This window comes from Pseudovibrio axinellae, assembly GCF_900110875.1.
GTDB lineage: Bacteria > Pseudomonadota > Alphaproteobacteria > Rhizobiales > Stappiaceae > Pseudovibrio > Pseudovibrio axinellae.
This window is the reverse complement of record NZ_FOFM01000015.1, coordinates 68,366-80,438: the sequence shown is the minus strand read 5'-3', so window position 1 is coordinate 80,438 and position 12,073 is coordinate 68,366. Positions and strand designations below refer to the sequence as shown.

Genomic DNA, 12,073 nt, shown 5'->3' with positions numbered 1-12,073 from the left:
GCTGTGCTGATTCCATGTCTGCGACAAACTTCTGCTGTTGGAACACCACTTTCCTGTTCCTTGATCATGCTGATGATCTGCTCTTCCGTAAAACGCGAACGCTTCATATCCCACCTCAATGTTAGGTAGAATCCTATCACAAAATGGAGGAAGTTATGGGGAGCAGGTCACTTCCGAAGTGGCTTCTTCAAAAAACGTCTCTACCGACAGGTCAAAGGCTGGTCCTCAAGATTATGCTTTGTAATCATAGGGATTATTGTACAGCCAGAGATATTTCAGGCAGTATGCTCTCTACGTAGTATTGCGGGCGGCTATTAAGCCACGTTTTAAAGCCGAGGGTGTTCGGCATTGCCCATCGCAAATAATTCCAGCCGCAAAACGGCACGCCAGATATTTTATGAGAGTGACTTGATGGTTTCAAAAGAGAACAGCGTTGGAAGCTCCCCTTCCAAAAGCCACAACGCGCCGTCTTTGGATGACAAGTATACCCAGACCAGTGGTGTCGTATTTTTAACAGGTAATCAGGCGCTTGTGCGTTTGCCGTTACAGCAGCGGATGCGCGATGAGTTGGCGGGGCTAAACACCGGCGCGTTTATCTCTGGTTATCGCGGTTCTCCCCTTGGCCGTTATGATATGGAGTTGTGGCGTGCTCAGCTGCATTTGGATAAGCACAGCATCGTTTTTCAGCCGGGAGTGAATGAGGATCTAGCCGCCACCGCCATCTGGGGGTCTCAGCACGTCGGCAATATGAAGATGCGCAACAAGGATGGCGTTGTTGGCTTCTGGTATGGCAAAACGCCTGGTGTAGATCGCTCAGGGGATGCCTTCCGTCATGCCAACTTTGCCGGCACCCACCCAAAGGGCGGTGTGGTGGCGTTGTGCGGAGACGACCATGCAGCGAAGTCTTCTACGGTCGCAGGCCAGTCTGACCATGCATTGATCGCCTCCGGCATACCTGTGCTTTACCCGGCCAACCCGCAGGATATTTTGGATTACGGCGTGCTGGGGGTGGAAATGAGCCGCTACAGCGGTTGCTGGGTTGGCCTGAAGCTGGTCACCGATGTGGTGGAGAGTGCCTCTAGCGTTGAGGTGGATCTGGATCGTGTTACCGTAGTGGAACCAGACCTTAAAGCGCCTCCGGGCGGTGTCTGGATTCGCGAAATTGATATGCCGGTGATGCAGGAAAAACGGCTGCTGGAGGAAAAGATACCGCGCGCGCTTGCTTTTGCGCAGGCCAACAACATCAACACAATCACGCATGAAGCTCACGAGGCAAGCATTGGCATTATTGGAGTTGGCAAGGCCTACTCCGATCTGCGACAGGCGATGAATGAGTTGGGCATGAGCGCGCTGGACGCTGAAAAGCGCGGTATACGTATCCTCAAAGTGGGCATGGTTTGGCCGCTCGATCCTGAGATCATCAAGGAATTTTCTAAGGGTGTCGATAAGATCCTTGTGATTGAAGAAAAACGTCCGCTGGTGGAAGAGCAACTCAAGTCTATCCTCTTCGATGCGGGGCTGACGCCAAAGGTCATTGGCAAAGGCTTGCTCGCCAGATCCGGAGTTCTGTCCGCCAATCAGGTGGCAGCAGCGCTCGCAGAGTTTTTTGAAGATGATGTCCTTAAGGAAAAAGTTCCGCAGGCTATCAAGATCAAGCCGGGGCCTGTGCGACGTCCTTCGTTTTGTTCTGGATGTCCGCACAACACCTCCACCAAGTTACCAGATGGAAGCCGCGCGCTGGCGGGTATTGGCTGTCATACCATTGCGTATTTAAATGACCCGGTGAACACCAAAGCTCCGTCTCAGATGGGCGGAGAGGGCATGCACTGGGTTGGGCAGGCGCCGTTTACAGATGAGCCGCACGTGTTCGCCAATATGGGCGATGGCACTTATTTTCACTCTGGCTTTCTGGCCATTCGTCAGGCCGTTGCTGCCAAAACAACCATGACCTACAAACTGCTGGTAAACGGTTTTGTTTCCATGACCGGTGGACAGCCGGTCGATGGTGAACAATCGGTTCCTCAGCTTGTAACAGCCGTGCTGAACGAAGGCGCCAGCAAGGTCGTGATCGTTACAGAAGATGTAGAACGTGTGACCGCGCAGGATGTTCCAGCGGGAATTGAAGTGCATCATCGCCGTGAGTTGGAAGCCGTACAGCGCGACCTAAGGGATATGGAAGGCGTGAGCGTGCTGATTTATGATCAGGCCTGCGCCACAGAACGCCGCCGCTTGCGCAAGCGCGGCAAGTGGGAAGACCCGAAGGTTCGCACCTTCATTCACCCCGAGATTTGTGAGGGATGCGGGGACTGTGGCGAGAAGTCTGGTTGTCTTTCCATCGAGCCATTGGAAACGCCGTTGGGCCGCAAACGCCAGATCAATCAATCCAGCTGCAACAAAGATTTTTCTTGCGTTGAGGGTTTTTGTCCCAGCTTTGTAACCATTCATGGTGCCGAACCCAAAAAGGCACTTGCACCAGCAGAACGGAAAATTGATTCCGTTGCGCATGAGGTGCTGGAAGAGCCTGAGCTACCTGCAATTAACGGCTCAACCGGTCTATTGGTAACGGGTATTGGTGGAACAGGTGTCGTTACCATCGGCGCTATTCTTTCTATGGCTGCGCACCTGGATGGTCGCCGCGTTTCTACGCTGGACCTGACGGGGCTGGCACAAAAATACGGTGCAGTGACAACCCATATGCGCATTGCCAACACTGCTGACAACTTGCAAAGCGCGCGGCTTGCGGTGGGTGAAGCGGATGTGGTGATCGGCTGCGATCTGGTGGTGACAGCAGGGGACGAAACGCTGACTACCTTGCGCTCCGGCTCCGCGCAGGTGGTGGTGAACTCTGAAGAAGTGCCAACGGCAGAATTTTCCAGAAATCCTGACTGGCAGATCAATGCTCCCAACTTGAAGGCGCGGTTGCACGAGGCCGTTGGAGATCGGTTGGCTCTGTTTGATACCACACAAGCCGCCAAGGACCTGTGCGGCGATGCCGTGATGGCCAACATGATGTTGCTGGGCGTTGCATGGCAAAGTGGTTTGGTGCCAGTGACGCTTGGTTCCATCCGCCATGCGATTGAACTGAACGGTGTTGCGCGAGAGAAAAACTTTGAAGCCTTGAACTGGGGCCGCCTTATGGTGCTGGACCCAGAACGCGTTGCTAGTGCCCGCGCACCACTTGCACAGGTGCACAAACTGGACCGTCCATTGCTATTGGAAGAACTGATTGAAGATAGGGTGAAGCGACTCAAGGACTATCAGGGGACCAGCCTTGGCAAGCTCTACCGGCAAAAGCTGGTTGCCCTTAAAAAAGCAGGCGCGGGTGATCAGGTTCTGCGCACTGCGGCCACTCAGTATTTCCGCCTGCTGGCACATAAAGATGAGTTTGAAGTCGCTCGCCTGTTCTCTCACCCATCGTTTAAGCAGAGCCTAGAAGATAGCTTTGAAGGTGATCTGGGCGTTCGCTTCCATATAGGAGGTGGGCCGTTTGCGAAGAAGGACCGCGTAACCGGTCAACCGGTCAAAACTGAATTTGGCCCCTGGATGATGAGACTGTTCATCGTGCTTTCGAGCCTTCGTGGGCTTCGTGGAACGGTTCTTGATCCGTTTCGCAATAATGAGGAACGTGCGTTGGCTTTTGAATTACGTTCATCATATGAGCTAGACATGGATCTGGCCTGCGCGCATTTGCGGGTTGCGGATGAGAAGGTAGTCGATGACCTTCTCAGCTGGCCGCTAAAAGTGCGTGGCTTTGGGCATGTAAGAGCAGGAAATGCAGAAAAAGCGCTCAAATTGCGCGAAAAACGCATTTCAACGCTAACAAAAGCACATAGCAACGCAAAAATGGAAAGGGTTCCTGCATAAGCACAAGCTTATGATTTTGAATGCTTTTCGGGTGGTGCGATTTTGTCGCCACCCAACTTTCCTCCAATTCGTGAGAAGAGCGCAAGCAGCGAATTGCGCCTGAGCCAAGAGGTTTAACGTCTCTTTTTCTAGGCGGGGCAGGGGCGTCCAGCGGACCGATCTCTCCCCTGTATCTTAGGGTAACAGCGTGGTTTGAACCCGCTCCGACCTTGGTATACTGCAGGGCAGAGCTGATGTGAGTTGCCAGTCTTCAGCGGAACACGCCAAGTACCGGAGGGGGAATGAGGCGCGCGCTCACCGCTGGTTTATTGCTGATAACAAGCACGCGCCTTTGTGTCGCCCAAGAGCCTCAACTGGTTGCCGAACCGGTTGAGTTTATGCAAGTTTGCGGAGGATACACCGACGACTTTTTTGTCCTGCCAGGTACAGATGTTTGTTTGAGCATAGAGGCCAAGGTACGGGCAGATTTACGCTTTGAGGATTTTTCCGCGGCCCCAAGTGACTGGTCTGATAGGTCTCAAAACGGGGTTTTAGCACGGGTCCGCGCCTATTTTCGTTTTGATGCTCGCAACATGACAGAGTTCGGGATCATGCGCACATATATGGAGCTGAGAACGACCTCTGAGACAGCCCAAACACCCGTATTTAACCAAGACCGAGTAACCCAGCGCTTGCGGTATGCCTTTATACAACTAGCAGGCGTTGAAGCTGGAATCTTGCACTCCTTCTACGATTTCTGGACTGGCTACTCTTATGGCGCAACCTCCAATGTGGCTTATGCAGATCAGAGATTGTGGCTCGCTGGTTATACTTACACGATGTCAAACGGCTCTAGTTTTGCTGCGGCGGTAGAGGACAGAACATTCCGGCAGGCCAATCTGTTTTTCGGCGAATACCGCGATACGGATGGGTTCTTGGAGAACTATGGCGGTGTAAAGCTCCCCAGTTTTGTAGCACATGCACGGTTGGCCCGCGGCTGGGGTCAGGCACAGGTGATGGCAGCACTGGCGCAGGTGCGGTATTTGGATTCTGCGCCAACAGGGCTTTATGGCTGGGCGCTCGGTACGGGCATAGATGTGTCTTGGCCGTCGATGTGGGCGGGGAAGATACTGCTTAAAACCGCGCTGCAAGTCTCTTATTCGCAGGGTATTATGGATTATGTGCACAGCAATTGGGGGATCGAGGCCTTTGATGCGGTTGCGCTGACCGATGGTTCTGAAGAGTTGAGCTACGGCTGGTCAATTGCTGGTGGGCTTCAATTGGAATACCTTGAACAATTCAGGCTGGCACTCGACGGATCTTATGCTCAGCTCAATCAATACACACTTTGGGACCTGCAACAGTGGGATCTGAATCTGACGGTTGAATACCGGCCGGTACGCCACGCCAGCTTTGGCATAGAGACAGCTTTTCGAGTGGCAGAGTTGGGTACGGTACCTATTCCCGCAGGTAGCACTCTTGAGAACCCACAGATAGGCCCAAACAGTTTGTCCCTTGTGTTTCGCATCGAACGAGAGTTCTGAAAATTCAATGAGTTACAGCTAGTGAGTGACATGCAATCCTTACTTGAAACTGGAATAAATATACATCTATGGGTAAGCCCTAATGGTGATATATGTTTTGTTTCAGTAATATAAAAGAAATGGGTTCGGTGTCGGTATATTTATGTCAGTTATGCTAGTTTGATCTATGTTAAAGAACGTATATCCTGTGGTGTATGTTAATATATAAATAATATTTACATATAGATTTACTGTAGGGTTGGCGCGTCAATACAACTAGCGCGTACCCTTATTTCATGAGCGCGACCGAGCTGAACCCTTACTGTTTATATCTGTATGGCGAAGCAAAAAAATGAAACTAAGTCACCGCATTGTCAGTGCATCAGCAGCGGTTTTGATTGTTGCCTCTACACTTGTGATCTCTATAGGGACTTATCTGAGTATGCAAAGCTCAGAGGAAGACAGCCGCAAACTGTTCATGTCGGTCGCTTCCGGTTTATCTGTGACGGCGCAAAACCTTCTCAAAGAACCTCAGGTCATCTCTACAACGCTCGCCAATACGATTGGTGAGCAGATCATCAGCGGCGAGGCTACTCGCGATAACCTTGGGCAGATGACCCGCGCGGCATTGAGTGGTTCCGTGGATATATTGGGTATCGCTGTGTTTCTGGAACCTGACCTCGTAGGTTTGGACAGCGACTTTATCGGGAGGGCTCAGTCTTCTAAGACTGGCCAGTTTGTTCCCTACTATTACTTTGAGAACGGGACCATTAGCTTTCTGGCTGCTGAGATTGGAAGAAAAGATGTCCAGCTCAGAATGAAACGGGCCCTGCATGAAAAATGTCAATATGTGACAGAGCCTTACACCTTTGATGTTGAAGGAACCACTATACTTTCTGCGTCAGTTTTAACGCCAATTATGAATATGCAGGGACAAGGTGTTGGTGTTGTTGTTGTCGATATCGACTTTGATAAACTTCAGCAAAAAATGAGTGCCGCCAACTTTTATGAAACAGGCCAACTCGCAGTTGTGAGCGAGACCGGGCTGTGGGTGAGCAACAAAGACCAGTCAAGGCTTGCTGAGAAGGTGGGACCGGATTTTGAAAGGGTTATGAATGGTGTTCGCGATGAGTTCAATATTCAGGTTCTTGACGATCGGATGTACATTCTTGAAAGATTTCAGCTAGGTATAACAGATCAGTACTGGTTTGCGGGAATGTCCGTAACGACTGATGAGATTGGTGCGGGTGCAAGGTATACGCGCGATATGGCGTTTGTTGCAGCATTCGTCTCTGGCTTGCTAGGCTGTCTGGTTCTCTGGTTTATCAGTAACTCCATTGCTAGGCCTATCGTGACCCTTACAGGTAGAATGCAGGCATTGGCTAAAGGCGATGTATCTGACGATGTGCCTTATACAAAACGCACTGATGAGATTGGACAGGTCGCCAATGCTCTTAAGGTGTTTGTATCTGCTGTTTCAGAGCGGCAAGCTTTGCAAAGTGAATCAGAGAAGGAACATGAGCGTGAATTGAGCCGCCAACAGGAAACCACGCGATTGATTGAAGCGTTTTCCGAAACTGCAGAGAGAACGCTGAGCATCATCCATAACCGGTTCGACGAATTGGATAATACCTCTAAAGAGCTAGCTGAGATCGCAGAGGCGACAAACCTACAGACCACGGCAACCACGGCTGCATCTGAACAAGCAACAGCAAACGTGCAAACGGTAGCATCTGCCTCTGAGGAACTCTCCACGTCCATTGAGCAGATTGCACAACAGATTGCACGAACAAACAAGGTGATCACTCAAACCAATGTTGCGGCACAAGCAACGAATGTGAAGGTGATGGATCTGGACGGAACTGCTCAGCGCATTGGGGAGGTCGTCAACCTAATTCAGGACATCGCTGAGCAAACCAACTTGCTTGCTCTCAATGCCACCATTGAAGCTGCGCGTGCAGGTGAAATGGGTAAGGGCTTTGCCGTTGTTGCCACTGAGGTAAAGGAACTGGCAAGTCAAACGTCCAAGGCGACTGAAGAGATCTCCCTGCAAATTACCGAGATCCAAACGTCATCCAAAGATGCAGTAGAAGCGATCCACGGAATTACCTCCAGTATCCATGAGGTCAACGAGTTTGCATCCAATATTGCTGCCTCCGTCGAGCAGCAGGGCGCGGCAACTGCGGAAATCAGCGAGAACGTGCACCAAGCCGCAACAGGAACGCAAAATGTTTCTGACAATATGGTTCAGGTTGCGGAAGCTGCTCAAAAGACCAATCAATCTTCAGATTTAGTTTCCCAAACCGCACTCTCTGTACGTGAAGAAGTCATTGGTTTGCGCACGCAGATCGATGACTTCCTCAACAAAGTGCAGTCGGTATAGCTTAGGCCCGCCTAACCTGGGTCGCAAAAGTGGGTGCGGTTCAAAGTTAGGAGTATATATCTAGATACTCCAGTAAAGCCGCCTGAGTGATTGCGGTTTTGGTCATTCATTCGCCTCTTCCATTTTTGGGAGGGGCGATTTTTGTAAGCTCAATCTCGGGTATTGAAGCGTGTTTTGAGCGACTGTGCGTGCTTCTGTGTTTTGAAAGCCGCAGGACGAGAACCTCTCTATATGGGTGAACTTTCAATTGCATGAGAGTGTTTTTCTACAGGCAATCTACTGTGATCATTTGAAAAGCGTGTGGTTGGATTGCCAGCCCTGCGAAAACAAGTCAGTTTGGCGTTACTTTATGCGGTCACTTTGCATAGTAGTGACGAGGGATACTGCGCATGCTTTCACGCGCTCAATATTGGAATTTGGATTGATGAAATTGAGAGAGACTGCCAGCTTAACAGGGCTACTTGCGGTTTTACTGCTTATTGCTTTTCCTGCGCAGGCTGCCGCGCTTACAACTGGGCAGGCCAAGGCGGATTTCCTTCATGGTCTGTGGCATCCTCTTGGTGGATTGGATCATGTGCTCACAATGGTCGGCGTCGGCGTTTGGGCTGCGCTGGTGTTGAACCGGAAACGGCTGGTCTGGCCACTGGTGTTCACACTGGTCATGTTTATGGCATTTTGGGCGCGGTTTTTGGGGGTGGTCGTTCCCTTTGTTGAAACCGGTATTCTGGCGTCTGTCATCGTGGTTGGCTTGTTGGTGGCATTTGCGCTTAGGCTTCCAGTTGTGGTTGGTGCGCTGATTGTAGGTGTGTTTGCCGTTTTCCATGGAGCTGCGCATGCGAATGAGGCTAGTGCAGGCAGTTTGCTGATTTACGCCGCTGGGTTCTCTGTTTCCACTTTTGCTCTTGGATTGGCCGGGTTGGGTCTTGGTTCCCTCACAGAATGGAACAGTGGTCGAATGATCCTGCGCGGGCTTGGTGCTGCGACTGCACTGTTTGGCCTGTACCTGATGTTCGTTGCTTAGCGTATTTGCTAGGCAACATATGTAGGCTAGCCCTGATGGTTGGCTGTTTTTGGCTCGGCTTGGGCCATCGATATCTACGAAGACTTAGGTGCGGGTGACCGCACCTTTTTTTTGAAACTTACCTTCATGCAAGGCAGGTCGCAGGCTAGCTTCGCTTGGTGTGTTTTAATGAGGCACATCGTACATAGCACCTGTCGTTAGTAGTTCTCCATCACCACATATCGACGAGCGATAAGTAGATAGCCTTCCACTGAGAAAAATAGACTTTGTGTTGTCTGTGCCCTGACAAAAATCATTTGTCTTATGGCGGCTTATTAATTCATATATGAAATATAAATTAAAGTTTCTTCTATTGAAGTGCTTATAAAACACCGCGCTTATTAAGGTGCATTTTATCATATTGACATTCATGAAATTGAATATATTTTAAGCTTAAAGTTATTTGAGTTGGAGACGCACATGAAAATCGCAGTGTTAGGCGGCGGGCCTTCGGGCCTCTATTTCGCAATTTCAATGAAGCTGCGCGACGCGGATCATGACATCACCGTTTATGAACGCAATAAATTTGATGATACCTTCGGGTGGGGTGTCGTGCTCTCTGATGAAACCATTAGTAATTTTGGTGAAAACGACCTTATTAGCGAAAAGATGATCCGTGATAACTTCGCTTATTGGGATGATGTTAAAACGGTACGTGGCGAAGAAACTATGACATCTGGTGGCCATGGTTTTTGCGGTATTGGGCGCAAGCGTTTGCTTTTGTTGCTGCAAGAGCGTGCCCGGGACTTGGGTGTGAAGATTGAATTTGAGGCAGATATTGATGATGCTCGCATTCAGGAACTGAAAGATACGAATGACCTCCTTGTTGCCTCAGATGGTTTGAATTCCCGCACCCGTAGTCTTTATACAGAGCAGTTTAAACCTGAAATAGATTTGCGCCGGAATCACTTTGTCTGGCTTGGCACCCGGCAGAAGTTCGACGATGCATTTACATTCATCTTTGAGAAAACCGAGCACGGCTGGATCTGGGCGCACGCCTACCAGTTTGATGAAGAGCATGCGACGTTCATCGTTGAGTGTGGGCCAGAAGTTTATGAGCGCTTTGGCTTTGACACGTTGAGCCAGCAAGACAGTATTGCTTTGTGTGAGAGAATTTTTGCAAAGCACCTGGGTAGCCATGCGCTCATGACCAACGCAAACCATGTGCGTGGATCGGCTTGGATACGCTTTCCAAGAGTGACCTGCGAAAATTGGTATTTCGACAATGTCGTGCTGCTGGGTGATGCCTCCGCAACTGCGCATTTCTCCATTGGTTCAGGTTCTAAGCTGGGCATGGAAAGCGCGATCGCGTTGGCTGACCAATTGCACCAGAATAAGCCATTACCTGAAGCTCTTACGACTTATCAGGAGGAGCGAAAGCTCGAGGTGATCCGCGTTACGTCCGCTGCGAGAAACTCAACTCAATGGTTCGAAGAAGTTGAGCGCTATTTAGGGCTCGGCATGATGCAGTTCAATTACTCATTGCTGACTCGCTCGCAGCGCATCAGTCACGAAAACTTGCGGTTGAGGGATCCTGAGTGGTTGGCGAGTGCGGAGGCTTGGTTCCAAAGCTCATCGGGAAGTAATAGTACACGGCGTCCGATGTTTGTGCCTTACAAGCTACGCGATATGGAGCTTGCAAATCGCATCGTTGTTTCACCCATGGCGCAGTACAAAGCCAAAGACGGCATGCCGAACAATTGGCATTTAACCCATTATGGCGAACGTGCAAAAGGTGGGGCTGGGCTGGTATTTACAGAGATGCTTTGTGTGAGTGCACAAGGTCGCATCACACCGGGCTGCCCAGGAATTTATACCTCGGAGCAAACTGCATTTTGGGCTGACCTGAACGAATTCGTGCACGAAGAAACCCCTGCAAAGACGTGCGCGCAGATCGGTCATGCTGGTCGTAAAGGGTCCACACGACGGGGTTGGGATGGCATTGATCAACCGCTCGAAGAAGGCAATTGGCCACTTATCTCCGCATCCGCTATTGTGCTTCAAGATGGCAACCAAATGCCTAAAGCGATGGACCGGGCAGATATGGACTTGGTGCGCGAGCAGTTTGTTGCATCGGCAAAAGCAGCTGACAAAGCCGGCTTCGATATGATTGAAATGCACGCCGCTCATGGTTATTTGCTGGCCTCTTTCATTTCGCCTGTCACCAACACTCGTGATGATGAGTACGGTGGGACCGTCGATAACCGGATGCGTTTCCCTCTTGAGGTCTTTAACGCGATGCGCTCTGCGTGGCCGGAAGAAAAGCCGATGACGGTTCGAATTTCCGCCCATGACTGGATGGGGGAGGCAGGCGTCAACCCAGAAGATGCTGTTGAAATCGCGCGGCTATTTAAAGATGCCGGTGCTGATGCAATCAATGTGTCGTCCGGGCAAACGTCTAAAGAAGAAAAACCGACCTACGGACGTATGTTCCAGGTTCCGTTTTCTGACCAAGTCCGCAATGACTTGGATGTGCCGACGCTGGTTGCTGGAAATATCTATGAAGCAGATCACGTAAACTCAATCTTGATGGCTGGTCGGGCGGATCTCGTCCTTCTGGCACGACCGCACCTTGCTAACCCATATTGGACGCTCCACGCCGCTGTTGAGCTGGGGGATACGGAGCAGCAGTGGCCAGCCCCGTACGAAGGTGGGCGCCGTCAGGCGGACGTCCTTGCTGAGCGAGCAAGAGAGATGGCGTGAGCCTTCCGGGAAACGTGGTGATTGCGAGGGAAGGTCGCATATGAGCGGCTTTGCCTTTACCCTGCAAGTTGGGTGAAGCCCTCTGGCCTGCGCGCATTCGCGCTGGCTTTGCACGCTATTATTCAAATCAACGAAAAGAACTAGTAAATGACATCCCCTCATAAATTTTTGAATCCAGAAGGCTGGGTGCCCGCTAAGGGCTATGCGAACGGCATGCTTGCGGAAGGTCGCACGGTATATACGGGTGGCTTGGTTGGCTGGAATGGACAGCAAAAGTTTGAGCACGCTGATCTGGCAGGTCAGTTTGAGCAAACGCTCCAAAATATCGTCGCTGTTCTTGCAGAAGCGGGCGCTGAGCCAGAACACCTTGTGCGTTTGACATGGTACATCACCGACAAGTCAGAGTACCTCGCCAGCCTAAAAGAGATCGGTGCAGCTTATCGCCGGGTGATCGGGCGTCACTTTCCCTCCATGGCGGTGGTCCAGGTCTCAGCTTTGATCGAAGATGCCGCTAAAGTTGAGATCGAGGCGACGGCTGTCATTCCAAGCGAGTAAGCGCTT

General features: G+C 50.9%; 7 protein-coding genes. 6 read left to right on the top strand and 1 reads right to left on the bottom strand.

Going from position 1 to position 12,073, the window contains the following annotated elements; all coding sequences use genetic code 11:
• The coding region (locus BMZ51_RS20750) for a transposase (RefSeq protein WP_139201442.1) at window positions 1-107 on the bottom strand (107 nt) is incomplete at its 3' end.
• 241 nt (window positions 108-348) lie between these two features.
• Here BMZ51_RS20750 and BMZ51_RS20745 point away from each other — a divergent pair.
• The 6 genes from BMZ51_RS20745 to BMZ51_RS20720 all read left to right on the top strand — a co-directional run bounded on the left by BMZ51_RS20745 (window position 349) and on the right by BMZ51_RS20720 (window position 12,067).
• On the top strand, window positions 349-3,864 hold the full coding sequence (locus BMZ51_RS20745) for an indolepyruvate ferredoxin oxidoreductase family protein (protein WP_208979609.1): 3,516 nt from the start codon (window positions 349-351) through the stop codon (window positions 3,862-3,864).
• A 281-nt stretch (window positions 3,865-4,145) separates the two neighbouring features.
• Complete coding sequence (locus BMZ51_RS20740; RefSeq protein ID WP_068011084.1) at window positions 4,146-5,387, top strand: porin; 1,242 nt, start codon at window positions 4,146-4,148, stop codon at window positions 5,385-5,387.
• Window positions 5,388-5,718: 331 nt separating this feature from the next.
• Window positions 5,719-7,749, top strand: a complete 2,031-nt coding sequence (locus BMZ51_RS20735; RefSeq protein ID WP_068011082.1) for a methyl-accepting chemotaxis protein — start codon at window positions 5,719-5,721, stop codon at window positions 7,747-7,749.
• Window positions 7,750-8,173: 424 nt separating this feature from the next.
• Window positions 8,174-8,770 (top strand): HupE/UreJ family protein, encoded by a 597-nt coding sequence (locus tag BMZ51_RS20730; protein ID WP_068011079.1) that lies wholly within the window; start codon window positions 8,174-8,176, stop codon window positions 8,768-8,770.
• 459 nt (window positions 8,771-9,229) lie between these two features.
• Entirely contained in the window at window positions 9,230-11,512 is a 2,283-nt protein-coding gene (locus BMZ51_RS20725; protein ID WP_068011077.1) for a bifunctional salicylyl-CoA 5-hydroxylase/oxidoreductase, read from the top strand.
• Window positions 11,513-11,659: 147 nt separating this feature from the next.
• The gene (locus BMZ51_RS20720) at window positions 11,660-12,067 is read left to right on the top strand and encodes a RidA family protein (protein ID WP_068011074.1); all 408 of its coding nucleotides are present in this window, start codon (window positions 11,660-11,662) and stop codon (window positions 12,065-12,067) included.
• Window positions 12,068-12,073: the final 6 nt, after the last annotated feature.

What these genes read in the sequence shown, in the direction of transcription:
- BMZ51_RS20730 (WP_068011079.1), top strand. Translation starts at nt 8,174, where the DNA reads ATGAAATTGAGAGAGACTGCCAGCTTAACAGGGCTACTTGCGGTTTTA.
- BMZ51_RS20740 (WP_068011084.1), top strand. Translation starts at nt 4,146, where the DNA reads ATGAGGCGCGCGCTCACCGCTGGTTTATTGCTGATAACAAGCACGCGC.
- BMZ51_RS20725 (WP_068011077.1), top strand. Translation starts at nt 9,230, where the DNA reads ATGAAAATCGCAGTGTTAGGCGGCGGGCCTTCGGGCCTCTATTTCGCA.
- BMZ51_RS20735 (WP_068011082.1), top strand. Translation starts at nt 5,719, where the DNA reads ATGAAACTAAGTCACCGCATTGTCAGTGCATCAGCAGCGGTTTTGATT.
- BMZ51_RS20720 (WP_068011074.1), top strand. Translation starts at nt 11,660, where the DNA reads ATGACATCCCCTCATAAATTTTTGAATCCAGAAGGCTGGGTGCCCGCT.